This is a genomic window from Humisphaera borealis, assembly GCF_015169395.1.
GTDB lineage: Bacteria > Planctomycetota > Phycisphaerae > Tepidisphaerales > Tepidisphaeraceae > Humisphaera > Humisphaera borealis.
In genome coordinates, this window is record NZ_CP063458.1 from 4,020,708 (window position 1) to 4,042,591 (window position 21,884).

11 protein-coding genes and 1 tRNA gene are annotated in these 21,884 nt (G+C 61.3%); 9 read left to right on the forward strand and 3 right to left on the reverse strand.

Annotated features, from left to right (window positions below; translation table 11 throughout):
* Positions 1–11,913 (forward strand): autotransporter-associated beta strand repeat-containing protein, encoded by an 11,913-nt coding sequence (locus tag IPV69_RS14975; RefSeq protein WP_206290497.1) that lies wholly within the window; start codon positions 1–3, stop codon positions 11,911–11,913.
* Positions 11,914–12,345: 432 nt separating this feature from the next.
* Here IPV69_RS14975 and IPV69_RS14980 read toward each other — a convergent pair.
* The 3 genes from IPV69_RS14980 to IPV69_RS14990 all read right to left on the reverse strand — a co-directional run bounded on the left by IPV69_RS14980 (position 12,346) and on the right by IPV69_RS14990 (position 14,247).
* Positions 12,346–12,418: transfer RNA gene (locus tag IPV69_RS14980), tRNA-Val, on the reverse strand.
* Positions 12,419–12,456: 38 nt separating this feature from the next.
* The gene (locus tag IPV69_RS14985) at positions 12,457–13,347 is read right to left on the reverse strand and encodes a M48 family metalloprotease (protein ID WP_206290498.1); all 891 of its coding nucleotides are present in this window, start codon (positions 13,345–13,347) and stop codon (positions 12,457–12,459) included.
* 102 nt (positions 13,348–13,449) lie between these two features.
* Positions 13,450–14,247 (reverse strand): hypothetical protein, encoded by a 798-nt coding sequence (locus IPV69_RS14990; protein ID WP_206290499.1) that lies wholly within the window; start codon positions 14,245–14,247, stop codon positions 13,450–13,452.
* A gap of 65 nt (positions 14,248–14,312) precedes the next feature.
* Here IPV69_RS14990 and IPV69_RS14995 point away from each other — a divergent pair, with 65 nt between their 5' ends.
* The 8 genes from IPV69_RS14995 to IPV69_RS15030 all read left to right on the forward strand — a co-directional run bounded on the left by IPV69_RS14995 (position 14,313) and on the right by IPV69_RS15030 (position 21,825).
* Complete coding sequence (locus tag IPV69_RS14995) at positions 14,313–14,657, forward strand: MGMT family protein (RefSeq protein WP_206290500.1); 345 nt, start codon at positions 14,313–14,315, stop codon at positions 14,655–14,657.
* A 133-nt stretch (positions 14,658–14,790) separates the two neighbouring features.
* On the forward strand, positions 14,791–15,561 hold the full coding sequence (locus IPV69_RS15000; protein ID WP_206290501.1) for a TRM11 family SAM-dependent methyltransferase: 771 nt from the start codon (positions 14,791–14,793) through the stop codon (positions 15,559–15,561).
* Between the two features lie 101 nt (positions 15,562–15,662).
* Complete coding sequence (locus IPV69_RS27315) at positions 15,663–16,088, forward strand: hypothetical protein (protein ID WP_241179930.1); 426 nt, start codon at positions 15,663–15,665, stop codon at positions 16,086–16,088.
* A 541-nt stretch (positions 16,089–16,629) separates the two neighbouring features.
* Positions 16,630–17,889, forward strand: coding sequence for a ThuA domain-containing protein (locus IPV69_RS15010; RefSeq protein ID WP_206290503.1), 1,260 nt, complete (start codon positions 16,630–16,632; stop codon positions 17,887–17,889).
* A gap of 298 nt (positions 17,890–18,187) precedes the next feature.
* Entirely contained in the window at positions 18,188–19,333 is a 1,146-nt protein-coding gene (locus IPV69_RS15015; RefSeq protein ID WP_206290504.1) for a hypothetical protein, read from the forward strand.
* A 122-nt stretch (positions 19,334–19,455) separates the two neighbouring features.
* Positions 19,456–20,055, forward strand: a complete 600-nt coding sequence (locus IPV69_RS15020; RefSeq protein ID WP_206290505.1) for a flavin reductase family protein — start codon at positions 19,456–19,458, stop codon at positions 20,053–20,055.
* 111 nt (positions 20,056–20,166) lie between these two features.
* Complete coding sequence (locus IPV69_RS15025; RefSeq protein WP_206290506.1) at positions 20,167–20,826, forward strand: HAD family hydrolase; 660 nt, start codon at positions 20,167–20,169, stop codon at positions 20,824–20,826.
* Positions 20,827–20,862: 36 nt separating this feature from the next.
* The gene (locus IPV69_RS15030) at positions 20,863–21,825 is read left to right on the forward strand and encodes an NADPH:quinone reductase (RefSeq protein ID WP_206290507.1); all 963 of its coding nucleotides are present in this window, start codon (positions 20,863–20,865) and stop codon (positions 21,823–21,825) included.
* Positions 21,826–21,884: the final 59 nt, after the last annotated feature.

Genomic DNA, 21,884 nt, shown 5'->3' on the forward strand with positions numbered 1-21,884 from the left:
ATGATGGGTCTGTTTTCGCAGCAGGCTGAAGCGGCACCCCTCTATTGGGATGTTAACGGAACCACCGCCGGATTCTCCACCGTCGTCGGTGCCTGGAATGATACGAACGCTTTCTGGAACACGGACGTCAGCGGCGGTGCCGGTACGTTAAACGCCATCACGACCGCCGCAGATGACCTCACCATCAAGCAGGCCACCACCAATACTGGCAGCATCACCTTGAGCGGCGCCAACAAGTTGGCCAGCAGCATTACCTTCGCCTCCAACGTCGGGCCGACCACCACGATCACCGCCGGCACCATCACCATCGGCGGCACGGGTGCATCTTCCGGTATCTTCCAGCAGTCAACCGGCGCAAACACCGTCGCAACCCCTCTCACCCTTCGGGCGGCGAGTACGGCTGTCAACTTCAGCAACTCCAGCACCGGCCTGCTCACCATCAGTGGTACCGTCACCGGCGCAGCCACGACCGGCACGCAGACGATCACTGTGGGCTCCAGTGGCACCGGCGGCATCACGCTCAGCGGTGTCATCGGCAACGGTACGGCTGGTGGGAATGTTGCCCTAGTGATTAACAGCGCAGGTACCGGTGTTGTTTCACTTAATGGGGCCAACACGTTCACTGGTCCCGTGACTCTGACCAACGGTCAGCTCAACTTAAATATCAATGGCACCGCCGGAACCAACGGACCGTTGGGAAACGGCAACACCTTCAACATCAACGGTGGTACGCTCGTCAATACCAGTGGCGCGGCAAGGGCGATAGCCAACATCAACCCCATTGTCGTGGGTGGTAACTTTGCATTTAACCTTGCCAACAATCTCACTCTGCCTGGCACGGTCAATCTCGGTACGTCCGTCCGTACGATCACCGGCACTGGCGCGGGCATTTTCACTTTGAGCGGTGTCGTCTCCGGCACTGGTGGTGGAATCACTTTGGGTGGTGGCACGCTGACCCTTTCAGGGGCCAACACCTATACAGGCGCCACCACGCTCAACGCCGGCACGCTCAATATCAATAGTGCCACGGCTCTAGGCGCCGCTGCCGGTGTGTTCACCATCAATGGCGGAACGATTAACAATAGCACGGCTGCTGCGATTACCATCTCCAACGCCAAGGCCCAGTCTTGGGCGGGCGACTTTGCCTTCACGGGAACTTCGGGTTTGAACCTAGGCACGGGCGCAGTCACTTTGACTGCCTCGCGAACGATTACCGCCAATGCGAACACGCTGACTGTCGGCGGGGCAATCTCCGGTGCGACGTTTGGTATTACCAAAGCCGGGCTCGGCACACTTGCGCTTTCCGGCACTAATACCTATGGCGGCGGCACCACCGTCAACGCCGGCGCACTGACCTTCCTTAATACCAATGCCAAATCGACATCCGGAACCCACGCGTTCGCCGCGGGAGCCACGCTCGGTCTGGGTGTTTCGGGCGCGTCGGCATTCACGTCGGCCGATATCGACAATGCCTTTGCCGGGAGCATGACCGGAAGTCTCTTGGGGATCACGATCGCCCCGACTTCCAACATCGGCATTGATACCACCAATGGGAACTTCACTTACGCCAGCATCGTGCCTGCCACCACCACCAGTGGATTGACAAAACTTGGTGTCAACACACTGACTCTCTCGGGGGCCAGTACCTACACCACGCCGACATCGATTGTGAACGGTACGCTGAGTGTCGCTTCGCTGAATAGTGTTGTGGGGGGTACGGCATCCAGCAACCTGGGTGCCCCAACCACCATTGGCAACGGCACCATCTCCCTTGGGTCAACCAACACGACCGGTATCCTGAGCTACACCGGCGGCGGAGAAACAACCGATCGAGTGATTAACCTTGCCGGCACGACCGGCGGCGGCGGCATCGACAACTCGGGTACCGGCACGCTCGCCTTCAGCAGCCCCATGACCTTCACTGGCGTAGGCACGAAGACGCTGACGGTCTCGGGCGTCTCGAATACCACGTTTGGAGCCGGCGTCGCAGGCGGTGCCGTCGGGGTCGTCGGGAATGGACTTCTGACGATTGCCAAGACGGGCACCGGAACCCTCCTCCTGGGTGCGACGGGCAGCACCGTCAACACCAATACCGCGACCATCCTGACGATCTCGGGTGGCACGGTGGACATCGGCACCAGCGGACTGACCCTCTCGAACACAGGGGGCCAGGTCATCACTAGCACGGCCAACGCGACTATTGACGGAACGGGCGGCGGAGTGCTGACCATCAGTTCAGGCACCGCCCTCGACGGCGGCAATATTCAGCCCTCGGCAAACACCACGCTGACGATCAATGCTAAGGTCAATACGTCGACAGCCAACGGGGCATTCTGGACCGGTGCGGGTGGCGCATTGGAACTGAACGGTGCCGGCACTCTGGTGCTGACCAATACCAACACCATCGCCGGTGTCACTTCTATCACTACCGCAAATGGAACGATTAGTGTTGGCAGCATCGCCAACAACCTTGGTGGTACGACCGGTTTCCTCTTTTCGGCCGCCACTGGCACGAGGTTACTCTATACGGGCACCGGAGAAACCACAGCCGTGCCAATCCAGACCAGTGCCACCGCCACCACCGCGTTTGTGGAGCAAGCCGGCTTGTCGGGTACGCTCAACTTCTCCGCAAACTGGGCCACGGGTGGCATAGCCAAGACCGTCACTCTGCAAGGCTCAACTGCCGGCCTCGGCGAGATGTCTGGAATTATCTCGGACAACACCACGGCCTTTACCACCGGCATCACCAAAGCCGGCACCGGAACCTGGACACTCTCCGGCGCCAACACCTACACTGGCGCCACGACCGTCAACGCGGGCAATCTGAAGCTGGCAGCGCCAGGAACTCTGGGGAATACACTCGTTACGATAAATAGTGGCGGAACGTTTTCGCCCGCCGCAGGCCGAACCATTGGCAATACTGCAACGGCAGCAGCAGGCGGTCGACTCACGCTGGCTCCGGGCGGCGTGTTGAATCTGGCCGACGGGACGATCGGGAACCTCAACCTTGTGCAGAACGGCACCTTCGCTGGCAATGCCGTCAACTTCAACGGCGGGGCGATCCTGTTTGACGTCGGCGCAACGTCCGACCAGATCGATGTGCTTCTCAATAACGTAACTGGTACGGGTCTTGCCACTTCGACGGGTTCGAACTCGATCGCCATCAATCCGCTGGCAGGGTTCGGCCCCGGCAGCTACACATTGATCAACGCTGCTGGGACGCTCAACAACTCAAACTTCTACCTGGCGTCCAATGTCGTGAATTTTGGCGGAACGCCTTATAGCTTGGCCCTCAGTCAGTCGGGTACCAACGAGGTTCTGACGGTATCCACTTTTGTAAACTCGAGCCCGGCGAGTGCTTTCTGGAATAGCACTTCCAACGCAAGTTGGAGTTCTCAGCCGGGTGGCGCCGGCACCGCAACCAACTGGGTCGCCGCTGCTTCCGCAGGTCCCGATACGTTCTCGCTTCCCGGCTCGACGACCAACGTTGTTTTTACCTCTAACGCCGCAACGAACCTCAGCACGACGCTTGATGCGGCCTACACAATCAACAGCCTGACTTTCACCGGCACTGGCACCGCCAACACCGCCGGCTCGACGATCGCCGCCGGTACGGGCGGACCCTTGACGATCAACGCCGCCGCCGTCAACGGCAACACTCTTGGAAACGGGATCACCGTTGCCGCCGGCTCGGGTACGAACACGATTAGCGCCAACATCGTTCTGGGGGCTAACCAGACCTGGACGAATAACGCAACTAACCCGCTTGTAATCACCGGTGCTGTCAGTGGTACGGGCCTTACGCTGACCACGGCGGGGGCCGGCTTCATTCAGATCGGCAGCGGTGGAACCACCGGTTCCATCGCGACGGACGTCGCACTGGTAACGAACGGAAACTTGGCTTTCAATCGCTCGAACACCGTCACGCAGGGGACGGACTTCGCCGCGACTATCAGCGGCACCGGCATTGTGACGCAAGCTGGCTCCGGCACTCTGGTGCTCTCGGGAGCGAACACTTACACCGGCAATACCAACGTTACTGCCGGGACGCTGAACATCGTCGGCACTGGCAGCATTACCGGCCTACCCGCCAGCTCCAAGATCAACATTGCTCCCGCCGCGGGCAACGCGATCGTCAACTACACCAGCAGCGGAACCACAACGCTCTTTGCCATCACCGGAGCCACCGTCGCCGGCACTGCGTCGGCCTACAACCAGAGCGCGGGCCTGGTCGTCATAACGCCCAACGTCACGACCGGCACTCAGAGTGTCGTCGGCGGAACCGGCGCTTACGGGTTCTACAACATCACCGGCGGCATCCTCCGCGACACCACCGGCACGACTGGCGGTTCCCGCTTCACCATGGGAAACCAGGGCACTGCTTCGGCAACGAACGGCACTGGCATCGGCGTGCAGACCTCGGTCCTCTATGTCGGAGGCACCGGATTTGTCGACCACACCAATGCCGAGTGGTGGCTCAACTACAGCCTCGGCGAAATCACCGTGACCGACTCCGGAAAGATCGACCACACGGGAAGCAACAACCCGTTTGGCATCTATCTGAATCCTGTCGCGGGCAACGTGGGCGGTGCCTACGGCGTACTCAACGTCGCGGGCAACGGCGCTCAGGTTCTGACCGGCGCGCAGCCTTTCCGCTATGGAAATAGCACCACCGCTAACAACGGCGACGGCAATAGCGGTTTTATCAACGTCGCCGCCGGCGTCCTGAGCACAGGCGCCATCGCCAGCACCTCCCTCCCCGCCGCGCCTACCTCTCTCAACTACGCCTACTACAACTATGCCGGCGGCACGGTGCGTGCCAGTGCCGCGCTGGCCACAGGGTGGACCCCGGCCAGTTCGGCTTCCATCTCGTTCATCAACACGATTTACGGGCCCGTGAACAACAACGCCGGTGCGCTCACGGGGAGTGGTGCCCCGAGTTTCAATGGCGGCCTGACGATTGACACCAGTGGAAACTCCGTGACCCTCCCTGCCGCCCAGCCGCTGCTTGGAGCGACAGGCCAAGGTGTCACCCAGAACGACTTGGCGGTATCCGGCGGATCGGGATATATCGGTGCGCCGGCGGTCTATTTCAGCAAGCCCGCGTCCGCCACCGGCGTGCCCGCCGCAGGCTATGCACTGATGAGCGGCGGATCGGTGGTCGGAATTGTCATTACCAACCCCGGCGTATACGGAGCAACTGATGCTGTGACCGTCACCTTGATAGGCGGTGGTACCAACACCCCAGCAACCGTGACAGTGCCCGGCATCACTCTGCCGACCTCCAACACTTCGGGTGGACTCACAAAAACTGGTCTCGGTACGCTCACGCTGGCAAATCCGGCCAGCACCTACACGGGTGGAGTTGCCATCAATCAGGGTACTCTGGCTCTGGGTGCCAACAGTGCGATTCCTACCGCCAACAACGTGGTCGTCAGCGGCACTGGTGCTTTGGACGTGGCCACGTTCACCAACACCGTCAACGGCGTCAGCCTGCAAAGCGGCGCGATCACCGGGTCGACCGGTGTGCTCACCTCGACCACAAACTACGACCTGCGCAGTGGTACGGTGAACTTCACCGGTACCGGCGGTCTCGCCGGTGCGGTGGGCTTGAACAAGACCACCGGCGGTACTGTCACGCTCTCCGGGGCCACCAACGTGAACTCGTTCACCGGTCCCGTCAATGTCTCCGGGGGCACCCTGGGCTTCGCAACGAGTGGTAATCTTGGTGATGCGAGTGCCACCAACACCCTCAGCGTCAGTGGTGGCTCCACGCTTCAATACACCAATTCTACAGCAGTGAATCTTGGGGCCAATCGTGTGCTCACGATCGGCACGGGCGGTGCCACCCTCGAGGCGACTCAGTCAACGGGAGCCCTGACAGTTCAATCCATCGCCGCCGCTAGCACCGGCAATCTCACCAAGACCGGGTTGGGCACCGTGATCATTCCGGGCACCTCGTCCTGGAACAGCGGAGCGAGTTCGGTGATCGTCAGCAACGGCACCTTGCGCACCGGTTTCGGCACAGGTGGCATCGCTGCTCTCACGGTTGGTGGAACGGGTTTCATGGATTTCACCAATAGCGCGACGGAAGCGCTGACCCTTGGTAACACAGCCGGAGCGCTCACCTTGAACGGTGGCGCGCGACTGAAGTTCGAACTTGGCGCTCCCGGGACCAATGACAGCATTACCCTCGGAGCCACTGGCAGCGCCGTTACCAGTGGCGGCGTGATTACCTTGGATTTTGCCAATCTCGGCGGCTTGGCGAATGGAACCTACAACCTGCTTACCGATACGACCGGAGCCGGCCTGCTTACTGGCGGCGTCACCTACGCATTGGGAGCCGCTCCGGCTGGCTTCAACTACACCATCAATTCGTCAGCGGCGCTTGTTTCGCTGACAGTGGTTCCCTACGTACCGGCTCATTGGACGGGCAGTCAGGCGACGAGCTCCTGGGCAACCCTCAACGCTGGCCCGCTGAGTAATTTCTCCACCGATTTGGCTGGTCTGACAAACACCGCCGCGCTACCGGGTTCTCTGGACACGGTCATCTTCAGCGCGACCAGTGCCGTCAATACCCTGGGGGCAATTACTACGACCTTGGATGGCAGCTACACGCTCGACGGTCTGCAATTCATCAACGCCCCAACTACTCCGGCTGTGACCACCGTAGCTATCAATCAAGGTATCGGCAGCGGCACACTGACCTTGGCCCCGAGTTCCGTTTCCAGCGGCATCTTCGTCGATGCCGATGGTGGTGCCGTGACGATCAACGCTCCCGTCGTGGCGTCCACGGCGCAGACTTGGAACATCCACGGTACTGGAGCGTCGTCCCTCACCATCGGAGGCGCAAATGCTTCGGTGGCCTTCAACGCTGCCGTCACCAAGTCGGGGGCGGGTGTGCTCACGCTTTCCAGTGCCAACACGGGCGCGGGAGCCTTCAACCTGATGGGCGGCACGCTCAACATCAACAGCGCCACGGCCATCGGGACTGGCACCTTCAGCATCGGAGCCGGAACGACGATCGACAGTACTGTCGCGGCGACCACCCTGACGACCAACAACGTCCAAAACTGGAACGGCAGTTTCACTTTCACTGGCACGCAGGATCTGAATCTGGGCACCGGCGCGGTCACGTTGGGCAATAACCTGACGGTGACGTCGGCGACGGCGGGTAAGACGCTGACCGTCGGCGGAGCCATCAGCGGCACTGGGATCGCGCTGACCAAGGCCGGCCCGGGAACGTTGATTCTGAATGGAAACAACAGCTACACCGGACTCACGACCGTCAACGCAGGCGTTCTCACGTTGGGTGGGGCGAACACCGGAGCTGGCGGTGTGACACTTTCCGCCGGGACGCTCAACATCAACAACGCCGCCGCATTGGGTACCGGCACGTTGACAATCGCTGCCGGCACAACGATTGATAACACCAGCGGAGCGGCGATTCCAACCTCGACGAACAACAACGTTCAGAACTGGAACGGCAGCTTTACCTTTACGGGCTCCAACAATCTGAATCTGGGTACGGGCGCGGTCACGCTCGCATCGACTTCCAATCCGACCATTACGCTGACCGCCGGGACACTCACCGTTGGCGGGAATATTTCCGGAGCTTCCGGCTTGGGGATCACCGGTGGCACGGGCGTTCTGCTGCTGAGCGGAAACAACAGTTATACCGGTACCACGACAATCGGCGGCGGCACCCTACGGCTGGGCAGTGCCACGGCATTACCGACGGCTGGTGCGGTGACGATGTCCGGCACGGGGACACTGGATCTGTTCGGGAACAGCGCCACGATCGGCGCGTTTACGAGTGTTGCGGGCAACACTGTGACCAACACCAGCACGAGCACCAGCCCTTCGACGGCAACCACTGCTGGCACTCCGTCGGGCGGGAGCGTGTATGTGGATGCTCTGGTTGTGACGCCCGTGACTGCCGCCGCAGTGCCGGCGCTGATTACCGATGGTGCCACCCGCAAGACGCAGATCATTCTCAGTAACAACCTCTTGTCTACTCAAGTGACGGGCAACGCCGCCAATACGTTCTCCGGCGGCTTGGTGCTGGCGCACAACCCGGTCGGCACACGTCTGGCAGTCGGCACAATCACCGGAACGCCCTGGGGCACAGGCCCCATCATCATCGGCCAGACCGCGACTGATAGGGCAGGCATCTTCTTCAATACTACTGCCCAGACGATGGCCAACCCGATCGTGTTCAATACGGGATTAGGGAACGACCGCTTTGGTATCCGCACGGACGTCGCCGCGACCACTCTCTCCGGCACGATCACCGCCAATGTCGATGCGGTTTTCTCGAGCAATAACGCGGCCAACTCACCCGTAATTAACCTAACCAATCAGGTAACCGGTGTCGGCGGACTGGTCCTCGACCTCAGCCAAACCACCACAGCCAACACCGTGCTTACGGTCACGCTAAACAACGGAACAGCCAACCCCAGCAATTATCAGGGGGACACCGTCGTCGGCAGGACCAACGCCACGCCCGCGCAGAACTACACGGCGACCCTGGCCCTGGGTGCCGCAAATCAAATCCCGAACGGCGTCGGTACGGGCAATGTAGTTTTGAATAACAACACCGCGACCCGAACCGGCATACTGAATCTGGCCGGCTTCAACGAAACGATCAACGGGCTTAGCGGCAATGGTTTCCTCGACGGGGCCACGACCGGCACCCCGACGAACGTGCTCACCCTCGGCGACAACAACGCCACCGGCCAGACGTTCAGTGGTGTGATCCGCAACACGGCGGGTTCTCTGGCAGTAACCAAGATCGGAACCGGCACGCAGACCTTCTCCGGTGCGAACACGTTCAACGGGGCGACCGTCGTCAGCGCGGGCATCCTCAATTTGACCAATAGTCTGGCTTTGCAAAACAGCCCGCTGGACACACTTAATAGCATCGCCGGGGACGCGACCAACGGACTCCAGACTGGCGTGCCAACTTTGACCTTCGGCGGTCTTACTGGCAACAAGAACTTGGCTACTGTCTTTGCCACTGGCGGTAACTACAACACTGTGACGGGCGTGACGCTGAACCCAGGCACGGGTGCTATTCCCAGCTACTCCGGCAGCATCACCAACGGTGCCGCAATCACGACGCTCACCAAAACCGGCGCTGGCACGCAAACGCTGACCGGGAACAACACGTACTCCGGCGCGACCTCGATCACGGCTGGCGTTTTGGAGATCAGCGCTGCCAACAACATTGGCGACTCCAGTGTGACCAACACGATCAACCTGGGTCCTGGCACGTTGCTGTCCAGCGCCAATACTTACAGTCTCGGCACCAACCGCAACGTCTCCCTGACCGGTGCAGGTGTTGTCCAAGTAGCAGCCGGCGCTCTTACGATCGATGGCATTATATCTAACACGGGTAGCCTTACCGTCACCGGGGCCGGCACCCTTAATCTGACGGGTGCGAATACCCACTCCGGCAATACCATCGTTCTGAACGGCACGCTGGGCGGCATCCTCAACGCCAACAGCACCCAAGCCCTGGGCAACAATACCTCCACCCTGGTTATGGGTAACACGGCGGGCCTCTCCGGTACGGTGAACGTCAATGAGAACAACTCGGTGACCGGTTTGACGGTCAACACGCTCACCACTGTGGCTACCCCCAACACAATCACCATCGCCCCGAGTAAGACGCTGACGGTCACCGGTAACGTCACCATCGGGACAGTTGCCACCGCCGCAGCCCAGTTAACCAATTTGGTCATTGGTGGAGGCGGGTCGCTTGTGCAAACTTCGACCGGCGGCACGTTTCAAGTCGGTGGTAGCACTGCCGGGACCGGGCTGGCCCTGAACTCCACGCTCAACCTCACTGGGTTGAGCGCCGTGACGCTGAACCTTGGCGCAACTGGTACAGTGCGTGTCAACCAGCCTACCGGAACTAATGTCGCCGGCAATCAGTCGAGCCTACTGCTGCCGACGCCAGTCGTCGCGCTTAATACCCCAGTCACCACGATCACCTCGAACGTCTTTAATGTTGGCGATAACGGTGGATTGGGTGGCGCAGCGGGTCAGGTCAATAGCGTCACCCTGGGCACGGGTCTTACAACTCTGAACGTAAATACTGTCAATGTCGGCACGGGCGGCCGTGACTACGGGCAAATCACTTATGCAGCCGGCAACGGCACGTTCAAGCTTCGTGCTGCTGATGGAACCAGCCGCGCGGCGGTAAACATCGGCACCGGTGCCGCGGCAACCGGTGTCGGTACACCAGCCGGTGTCACGAACAATGTCGATTTCACCGGTCATAGTGCTGATCTATTGGTCGGCACGCTGGCGATCGGAGCCCAAAACCGGCTCGTGAACCGGGCAGATTCCTTGACGATTGACACGGGCACGCTCGACGCAACCACCGTGGTCATCGGTACCAACACTGGCACTGCAAGCACCGCTGCAGGAACATTCACACCAACCTGGACCTCGAGCCTAAATCTTGCGGGCACCGCGAATACTGTGATTGGTAGTGGGGGTGTTGACATCGGCTTCGGGCAGACTGCTGCCGTTAGTGGAAGCCAAGTCGGAACCAAAACGATCATCGGCAACTTGAACGTCAGCGGCGGAACAGTCACGGTCGCTAACAATACTACCTTTGCTGCCGCGATCCGGATGTCGAACAGTACGATTGCATCAAGCCTGGTCGCCAATAGCAATTTCAATATCACGGGTGGTTCAGTGACGCTGGGTGGTGATATTATAAAGGGTAGCTCTACTGGTACAGGCACTGCAACATTGACCCTCAACGGCGGGTTGCTTGACATGGGCGGCAATCGGATCGGTGGATCGGTTGCGGCCAGCAATCTTTCCACGCTGAACTTCCTCTCTGGTACCCTCCAGAATGTCCTAGAGATCAACAACGGTGCCGGCCTGACCAAGACGACCGCTGGCGTACTGACTCTTGCAGGGACCAACTCTTATACCGGCGGGACGGCGTTGACGGCCGGTCAGCTCAACATCAACAGTGCCACTGCCTTGGGTGCCGCCGCCAGCACATTGGTGATCAGTAGTGGAACCACGATCGACAATACATCGGCGGCTGCTTTGACGGTGACTAACAACAACCCGCAGTCGTGGTTGGGTGATTTCACCTTCACTGGCACGCGTGACCTGAACTTGGGCACCGGTGCCGTCGCCATGACCGGGAGCAGTACTGTCACTGTTACCGCCAATACACTTACTGTTGGCGGCAACATCACCGGTGTCGGTCTGGCCAAGGCCGGTGCAGGCAGACTCACGCTCACGGGTGCCAGCACCTACACCGGTGCCACAACGATCACCGGCGGCACGCTGCAGGTCGGTCAGGGTGGCGTCGGTTCGCTCGCCGCGACGGCCGTCACGGTCAACGCCAACGCGACGCTCGCCGGAAGCGGCAGCATCGCGGGCCCGATCACGACCGCCGCCCTCGGCCATATCGCCCCCGGCGACGCGGGCCTGCCCGGCGACCTCTCGACCGCCGGCGTGGTCACGCTCGCTGACACCACCACGCTCGATTACCACATGAGTGCGCCCAACGGTGGGGTGGCTGATCCGCTCGGCGACATCCTGAAGGTGGCAAACTCGGCCGCCGTCAGCACCGTTGCCGCCGTGCCGACGATCAACCTCAACGTCCTTTCCGGCGACCTCAACCCCGGCAAGTACGACCTGATCGACTACGTCGTCGACGACGGCCCGGTGGCGACCAACATCGGTGCCGGCTGGAGCCTGACGTTCAATGGCACCCCGTTTGGTGTCAACGGAACGGATTACACCTTCGGTCAGGACCAGGGTTCGATCTACCTCAACGTGATCAACGCGATCCCCGAACCCACCAGCGTCGGCCTCCTGGCGATGGCCGGCCTCGGCCTGCTCGCCCGCCGTCGCCGCAACCGCAGCCACTGATCGGTCCGTTGAACGGATCGTTCCGGTAGCCTCCTGAAAACCTTTGCCCCGGCGACCTCCCAAGGTCGCCGGGGCTCTCTTTTGTCCCGACTCGATCAATGCGGTGGGGCAGAACCCCATTAGTGAGGCATCCAGTCGCTATCGTTCAATTCCGGTGGGAAAGCGTCGTCAGTCCGAGCTTTCTGGTCTACGGTCGGGCATGTCGATTGGGGACGAGGGCGGATGCTTGTCCGCGCCCCAATGACCGAGCATCAGGAGGGGAAAGGCATTTGAATGAAGGCTGTAGGCGGATCTGTGTCGGCGGCGCAAAAGGCGGTGCAGCACGTGGCAGAAAGCACTTACCAAGACTGCCAGTTCCCTTCCCAAAGAAACAAGAAAGCACCGGTCTCCCAGTGCTTTCTTGTTTGCGGGACTATGCGCAAATTGATGATGTGGGCCATGAGGGATTCGAACCCCCGACTTCATCCGTGTAAAGGACGCACTCTAGCCGCTGAGTTAATGGCCCGACTTGTCGCACCGGATTCTATACCGAACCGGCTGGAACTACCACGGCGCACTTTGGGCCGGGCCGCCGGGGCGGCCGTCCTTCAGTGCTGCGCCTTTGGTCAGCGTGGGGGGCACGCCTTGCGGGAATAACTGTTTGACCTGCTCGCTGATCTGCTGGGCGCGATTGCCGGGGTCGGGGTGGGTGCTGGTGAACTCCGGCCGGCTCCCGCCGCCGCTGGCTTTCTTGAGGATCTCCATCACGCCGATCATCTCGCGCGGGTCGTAACCGGCCTTGGTCATGTATTCGACGCCGTAGTGATCGCTTTCGAGTTCGGCGTCGCGGCCGTAGCTTTTCTGAATCATGTCCGCGGTGACGGCGGCGGCCATGTGGGCGAACTGGCCGCCGTCGCTGCCGCTCGCGCCGACCCCGACCGCCGTTACCAGCGATCGGCCCAGATCCCCTTTGGCGATCCGCTCGGCGGAATGGCGGTGAATAACGTGGCCGATTTCATGCCCCATCACGCCGGCGAGTTGCGCCTCGTTCTGCAACTGGTTGAACAGCGCGAGGGTGATGAAGCACTGTCCGCCGGGAAGCGCGAAAGCATTCACCGTTTTGGTGTCGGCCAACAGGTGAAACTGAAACTTCCAGGGGTGATCCTTGCCGATCGCCGCGACCAGTTTCTGGCCGACTGCGGTGACGAACTGCGACCGCGGATCGCTCTTGGGCACAAGGCCCCCCATCTGTTGCGCCATCTGCGGGGCCGACTGCAAGCCCAGGGCCACTTCCTGCTGAGGCGTCAGCGAGACGCGCTGCTTCTCGCCGGTCACCGGGTTGACCTGGCTGGTGGACAGAAACTTGATGACGCCAAACACGGCGATGCCCAGCGCGATGATGACGCTGATGTTGAGCCGGGCCGCGCCGCGGCGGGGTCGGGTAAGAACTGGCATATCGGCTCCCAAGAGTTCCAAAGAGCGAGGCCTGATGGATGACTTCTGGACGGAACTGCGTCGCATAACAGATCAGAGAAGAGTGCACCTTCGGTGCGACCGCTAAACGGCGCGGTTCAGTTGCTTTGCGGCGTCGGAAAGGCGCTGGTGCGCCAGTTCGCACGCGTAATCGATCTCGATCACCTGCCGATAGGCGGCCATTCGGCGGACGGGGTCGGGCTCGGCATCCGCAGCCGTCAGAAACGGGCGGTGTAGTCGTTCCCACAGCGCCATCACTTCGGCGTAGGTCCCAGTATCGCCGGGGCGCTGGCCCGATGGCAGGGCGTCGGCGTTCATCAGCAGTGCGCCGGGCGGCAACAACTTCGACAAATCGTCCGGCGATCGCGGCGTGGCATCCGGGATCGGGGTCTGGGCGGTCGGGACGATCAATACCACCTTGGCGGCATGCTCCGGCTGAATCGCCGAATCGACAATCGGGTAAACCGCTGCCAGGAACGTTTCCACGTACAGGCCCCGTTCGGCCGCCAGCGATCGCAGCTTCAACGCCGGCTCGATCGTCCCCCACCCGGCGACGAGCAACTGCCCGGCCGGCTGGGCCTGCAGGACGGTATCGGCGTCGATGACGTCCTGGGATTCCTGGCTGATCCAGTCGAGCTTGACCATCCCCTCGCCGCACCGCTGGCGCCGTTGTCGACGGGTTTCCTGCAGCGGCATGTACAGCCTGGCGAGTGTATCCCAGTCGCGGGCGTTCCAGGCGATCTCTTCGGCACGCGAAAGCGCGGCCTCGGCTTCCAGATAGCGCATCTGCACGAGGCTTTCGGAGCCCGCTTCGCACAAATTCTGGAGCTCGTCGCCCGGTGAACTGGCAGTCGGCGGAGATTCGGCGACGGTTGGTGTCATGCGGGGATTGTAAGTCGGCTTTGCCCGTCTTGTCAGCGGGGCTAATTGTTAGGTATCCTTTCGCCATGCAGTTTCTCGACGATATCCTGGCCGGTCGTGTTGTTCCGGGAATGAACTTCAACCAGAAAGTCTGGGCGATGACGGTCCGCATTCCCGCCGGAAAGGTGGCCACTTACGGACAGGTGGCCAAGGCGCTGGGATCGCCAGGGGCGGCTCGTGCGGTCGGCAATGCGCTGAATAAGAACCCTTATGCCCCGCGGGTTCCGTGCCATCGCGTCGTCGGAAGTACCGGAAGTCTGACCGGCTTTGCCGGCGGGTTGCCGAAGAAGCAGCAGTTGCTCATTGAAGAAGGTGTTGCTTGTGCGGCGCACCGCGTCGTGATGGATCGCGTGGAGTGGGTCGAGTTGTAGGAAAGGTTCCGATTCGGCGATGAACGCGGCCTGGGAGCCGCGGGCGTCCTCGCCTGTCTGAGGCCGGTGCGGCCCATGAAGGGCGATGCCCGCGACTTGGAGGGGCGTTCTGGTAATCTCCGACGCACAGACCATGCCTTACCGACCCAAGCCCAGCCATCGTGCCCCCGCCACCCCTGCCACAGGCGGCAAACCGCCGGTCCGCTTCAAGCGGCCTCCGCTGGCGATTCAGGTCAGCACGCTGTGGGACTACCCCAGCCAGGACTACGGCGACGGCCGGCAGGGCATCCCCGGGTACAAGGGGGCAACGCCGAGCTACATCATCTGGAACCTGCTGCAGCGATACACGGCCGAGAAGGAAATGGTCGTCGATTGCTTCGCCGGCAGCGGCACCACGTTGGATGTCGCCCGCGATCTCAACCGCAAGGCGCTCGGCTACGACGTCCATCCTACCCGCAAGGACATCTTTCGCGTCGATGCCAAAAAACTTCCGCCGGAGCTGACAGGCAAAGTCGATTTCGTCTTCATAGATCCGCCCTACGGAACGCACCTTGACTATGGCGACGACCCGCGCGACATCGGCAAGCTCGATCTTGCCGACGGCACGAAGTATTACGACGCGATGGAGCAGGTTTTCAGCGAGATCCACCGCATCCTGAAGCCCGGACGTCACATGGCGTTGTACGTCAGCGACAGCTACGAGCACCGCGCCGGGAAAGGCGTTTTTCACCCGGTGGGATTTGAGCTGTTTGCCCGTCTGCGCAAGCTCTTTGAGCCGGTGGATATCATCTCGGTAACGCGTCACAACAAGACGCTGGAGATGGGCAACTACCGCAAGGCGGCCGAAGAGGGCAACTACTTCCTGCGGGGGTTCAATCACCTGTTCGTGATGAAGAAGGCGTGAGTCGGCGACAGGCACCCGCGCGGGGTCACCCGGTTGTCATCGTCTGGCGCAACCGTTAACGTCCCCTCCGATCCCATAGAGACGTTCTACGGAGTTGCCTTATGCGAGCGATTGGGCTGATCACACTGGTGCTGGTGGCAAGTGGGTACTCCGCGTGCGTACTGCGTGCGGCGGAGGCCGCCAAGGCCGCGGTGCCGACTGCCGCGGACGTGGAAAAGGCGATGCAGGGGCAGTACGAGAAGCCCGGCAGCGCCACCAGCCAGAAGGTGACGGTCGAGATCCACTCGATCAAAATCGGCTCGTCCGCCGCTACGAACGAGCAGGACAAGATCGACGGCATACCGCCCGCCGCCACGGTGACGGCGGCGTTAATCGACTACACCCAGCGGACGTTTTACAACGACGCCACGCTGGCCAACCGCCGGACGATCGTGGCGAAGGTTTTCATAGACAAGTTCGGCGAGTGGTGCGTCATGACTGATGCGGTCCGCAAGTCCGAAGACGTCCGCGAGGCACCGAAAAAGTAATGTTCCGGTGACTGGGGACGAAGCGCCGTCGGCTCGTCCTACTGCGCGTTCTCCCGCACCGCCAAGTTCGAGAGCCCCTCGGCCACCCTGATCTCCCGCGTTGGCCCCGCGAACACGTTCCTCCCTCCCGATCGCGCCCAAGTCCCGAAGTGAATCGGTAATCCTCATACCACGTTCTGCCGCCCACTTTTCCGAGGCATCAAGTTGACGGTGCAGGCAGTCGCCGCGCATATGCTCGGGGCGTGAGAATCGTAGGTAAGAGATGACGAGTGGTGGCTTTACGCCCATGCCAAAGCGTAGCTAGAAACCTGCTCTCTTTGTGCACATCATCTTTGTGATGAAGAAGGCGTAACTCGCGAGCGCAACGCTTGGGTCGCGTTCTTCCCGCCGGGCTCTGGCTGGCCGAGATTGGGATGAGGTCCGAATCTCGCTCGAAACGCCGAGGCTTAGCGCGACTATTACACACAGGCGGCACCTTCGCTGTCACGCGACGGAAGGTCGTTATTCGTCGCCCACCAAACGCTGCAACAGAGGTTCAACTATGCAACCCCCCCGCTCCTGGTTCGTCCCGACACGCCGAAAGCTCCTGGCGATCGTGGCATCGCTCGGCCTTTCAACCGTCGTTTCCGCGACGGCTTTTGCCGCCGACGCGCCGAACACCGTCGCGCCGCGGCCCGACGGCAAGAAGGTCAAGGTTCTATATCTGACCCAGTCGATGGGCTTCCGCCATGCGCCGGTCACGCGCAAGGGTGAAGAACTCGCGTCGTCGGAAGTCGCGATGATGGCCTACGGCAAGGCGTCGGGCCTGTTCGAGGTCGAGCCCACGCAGGATGCCAGGGTCATCACTCCCGAGAAGCTCAAGGAGATCGACGTGTTGGCGTTCTACACCACGGGCGCGCTGCCGATCAGCCCGGAGAACTGGAAAGCCGTCCAGGACTGGCTCGCCAGCGGAAAGGGCGGGTTCATCGGCATTCACTCGGCGACCGACACCGGCTGGAAGTACACCGGCGAGGGGATGGACTACACGACGTTCATTAACGGCAAGTTTGCCGGCCATCCGTGGGGCCAGGGGACGGCGATCAAGGTCGCGACGTGGGATGTCGGCCATCCGACGGCAAAAATGTGGGGCGCTTCGGCCGACCACAAAGACGAAATCTACCAATACGCCAACTACGACCCCAAGGCCGTTCGCGTGCTGCAGAGCCTGGACTTCGAAGGCACGCCGCTGAAAAAGCCGTACCTCGTGCCGATCACCTGGGTGCGGCAGGTGGGCAAAGGCCGGATGTTCTACACCAACTTCGGACACACCCCGGCAACGTGGGACGATGCGCGGTTTAAGGAGCAGATCGTCGAAGCGGTGAAGTTCGTTACCCATCAGACCGATGGCCCGACCGAGCCGAACCCCGAGGTGCAGGCCCTCTGGACGATCCACTCGTTCATCGCGTACGGACCCGACGGAAAAGGCCAGCCGGCCGGCGGCCCGACGGCATCGGCGATCACCACGAAGCTGAAAGGCGCCGACAAAGACTGGCTGATGGCGTCGGCCGAGAAGATCACCGCCCTTCGCGGTGCCGCTCCGCCGGACCTTCGCGAGCCCCGGGCCCCCAACAAGGCCGACGAGAAGAAGGACCCGGCCAAGTACGCCGCCGACTTGGCGAAGTATGAGAAGGACAAGGCTCAGTTTGAGAAGGATAAGCCGAAGAATGACGCGGCGCGGGAGAAGTTCGAAGTCGCCCGCAAGGCGCTGCTGGACGACTTCATGAAGAAGGCGGGCATCAGCGGATCGGCATCAGCACGGTAATCTGATTTCCTTCGCAACAATCAATGGAACAGGCAAGTCTACATAAGTAGCTCGCCTGTTTCTTTTTGTCCAGCATCGTTGCTAATCAATGTTTAACGCGTTCTTTGTGGCGAATTCAATAAGCGGTCACGCTACTCGAACGTGAAGATAGGAATCTCCCTAATCGAACAGTGTGAGCTGATGACGGCTCACAGCTCGTAGCGATTCGTATAGGGAGAAGATGATGCGTCGAATCTGTTTGGCCTGCGGAACCGTTGCCGCCGGTCTTTTCTTGTGCGCAGCCGACTCTCGAGCTGCGGTGATTCATGGCCAGATCAATGTCGTCCAGAATGATGGCGGCAACCTGGCCACGTCAATTAGCCTTTCCACCCCCGTGGCGTCGCCGGGCTTCGGACTAAACGGTGGAAACCGAGGCGACTACAACCTGTCACTCAACATGACCTATGCCGACGGCATCGTCATGAGCCATGTGCGACAGAACGGCCGCGACAACGACGCCGTTGGTGGGGGTCTCGGGGGCGCGGACGGTGCTCCATTCGGTGGCATCCGCTTCGCGTCCACCGCGGTTGATCGAGTAGGAGCCGGTTGGTTTGTACCGGTCTTCAACTCGTCTAACGCCACGGATGCAGGCGGTGATGAGTTCAATATCAACGTCGCGGCGGCCTATTTCCCCTATACGGAGTACCTCGGCGGCCATTTGAGGAATGCTGCGGGAACCAATGGCGGTCCGAACGACCAGCTCGCCTCCGCGACTTCCAGTTTGGTTCTCGGGACGCATGTCGTCGACCTCAGCACCGCGACCACGCCCGCCCCCGGTCAGACCCTGATCGACTTCCGGACCTTGAATGCAAATACCCGTTCCGGGCCGATCCTCGCTTCCAGCGCCAGCGGAATCCTGTTGGCGACGGGGGGAAAGAATGAGGACAACTACGCGATGACCCGCGCCAACGCCGACGGTACGTTTACCGTTCTCAGCCACGACAACGGGGCGAACGGTGCTTCGTTCGAGCAGGACTATGTCGCATTCGTCTACGTCGCAGCTGACGACCCCAATGTCGTTGCGATGGGCCGAGTCCTCAACGACGGAACCGCCGTCGCAGGCACATCCAGTGGTGCCTACTCGATCACCAAGGGGCCCACAGGCATTTGGTATTTGACTGTCAACGGGCATTCCGATGCCACGGGAACGTTGATGATCACGGCAAACGCAGAAGCCGCCGGCAACACGCCGGACAACCTGCTGACTTACGAATGGGACCCGATCAACAGCCGATTCGAGATCCAGACTCGCGATCTTCCCGGCGTCGGGCTTCAGGACGCCGGCACGGGAGTAGCAGCATTCAGCTTTGCGTTCTTCGCCGTACCCGAGCCGACCGCGCTGGGCCTTATAGTCCCAGCTGGTCTCCTGGCCCTTCGACGACATCGCCGATGCAAGATCGAGTAGCACCAGCGTTGCAGCACCTCATCACTTGCCAAACCCCGGCCCGCTAAGAGGCCGGGGTTTGGTATTGGAATCCGTGGCTGAGGTGAATCAGCTGATCGGATGCACTACCATCGTTCCGAGCCATGGACCTCGATCCCGCCTCCCTCACTTCCTCCCAGCGCTATAAGCTTCTCACCTGCCTCGTCGTCCCCCGGCCGATCGCGCTGGTGACGACGCTCAGCGACGCCGGGGTCGTGAACGCCGCACCCTTCAGCTTCTTCAATGTCGTGGGCTCCGAACCGCCGATCGTCGTGCTCGGGATCGGCGACCGGGCCGATGGCACACCGAAAGACACCGCGCTGAACATCCGCCGGACGCGGGAGTTCGTCGTCAACGTCGTCACCGAAGCGACCGCGGCGGGGATGAACGTCTGCGCGACCGATTTTCCGCCCGGCCAGAGCGAACTGCCGGCAGCAGGCTTTACGGCCGAGCCGTCGGTAAAAGTCCGCCCGCCCCGCATCGCCGAGTCGCCGGTGCACCTGGAGTGCCGCGAGGTCCAGACGATCGAGATCGGCGAGAACCGGATCGTCATGGGAGAAGTCGTTCACATTCAGATTCGTGACGAGCTGATCGACCGCGACAAGATGTACGTCCGCACCGAGGCCATTCAGGCGATTGGCCGGATGCACGCTCCGAGTTGGTACTGCCGAACAAACGACTTGTTCGAACTGAAGCGGAAGTAGTCAGGGTCAGCAGCCAGTAGGCAGAAATACAATGCCGACTTCCGGTTACTAGCTTCCGGTGTCTGCCTACCGCCTGCTGACTACTCCCCCGAAATCGCCTACCCTTCGGCCATGCCTATACAAGCAGTGATCTTCGACATGGACGGCCTGATGATCGATTCCGAGCGGGTCTATTGGCAGGCGGGGCGGGAGGTGGCGAATCGGTACGGCAAGACGGTGAAGGACGCGACCCTCGGTCGCATGATGGGGCGTTCGCCGATCGATTCAATGACGGTGTTTGCCACCGAGACGGATATTGCGGTCGATCCGTTGGCTCTGCTTGCCGAGCGCGACGCGCGGGTCTATGAAATCCTTCGCGCCGAAGCCACGCCCATGCCCGGGCTGTTCGAAACGCTGGATCGCCTGAGCGACGTCTACACGCTCGCGATCGCCACCAGCGCCAAGCGGTACTTCGTCGATGTCATTGACGCCCGGCTGAACTTTGTTCGTTACTTCAAGGCGGTCCAGACGAGCGAAGGCGTCGTCAACGGCAAGCCCGCCCCGGAGATCTACCACAAGGCGATGAAGCAGATTGGCATGCAGCCGGAACACTGCGTGGTGCTGGAAGACTCCAGCAACGGTGCCCGCGCGGGCAAAAGCTCGGGCGCGTACACGATCGCTGTCCCCAGCGAACACACGCGAGATCAGGACTTCTCCTTCGTCGACTACATCGCGAAGGACCTGACCGACGCAGCGGCGAAAATCATGGCGATTGGTTCCCCTCTCCCCTAAGTACATGGGCGAGAGGACCGGAGCTACAATCCCGACATGAAATCCATCCGCGTTTCCGAATTCGGCGAGCCTTCAGTGCTCAAACTTGAAGAGGTCCCCGATCCCGTCGCCGCGGCGGGGCAGGTGGTCGTCAAGCTGCACGCGATCGGCGTGAATCCCGTCGAAACCTATGTCCGCAAGGGCATCTACGGCCCGCGCGCCTTTCCTTATACGCCGGGCAGCGATGGCGCTGGCGTGGTCGAAACGGTCGGGCCGGGCGTGACTGCGTTCAAGCCCGGCGATCGGGTTTACGTCAGCACTGCTGTCAGCGGAACCTATGCCGAGAAGGCACTGTGTACTGTGGCCGGTGTGCATCCGCTGCCGGCATCGGTGTCGTTCGAACAAGGTGCCGCGCTGGGTGTTCCTTACGCCACCGCGTACCAGGCGCTGCGCCATCGCGCACGAGCCGAGGCGGGTGAAACACTTCTGATTCATGGTGCAACCGGTGGTGTGGGCGTTGCGGCCGTTCAGATCGCCCGGGCGATGGGGCTAAGGGTGATCGGCACCGGTGGCAGCCAGCGAGGCCGTTCGATGATCCTCAAGGAAGGCGCGCACCATGCCCTGGATCACACCGCGTCCGGCTATCTCGACGAGGTGATGTCTCTCACCGGCGGCAACGGCGTAAACCTCATTCTCGAGATGCTCGCCAACGTCAATCTCGCCAAGGACCTGACCGTGCTCGCCAAGTTCGGCAGGGTGGTCGTCATCGGCAATCGCGGCAAGATCGAGATCGACCCCCGCGAAACCATGAAGCGCGATGCCGAGATTCGCGGCATGACGCTCTTCAACGCCACCGAGCGTGATCTTCATGCCATTCACTCGGCACTGGTGGCCGGTCTGGAGAACGGATCGCTCCGGCCGATCGTTGGTCAGACGCTCGCCCTGGCCGAGGCCGCGAAAGCTCACGAGGAAGTGATGAAGCCGAGTGGCGCGTTCGGGAAAATCGTGCTGAGGCCATGACGGTTTTGCCAAGACCGTGAGGCTGACCCGATAAAAAAAGGTTCTTCTCCCATCTGCGG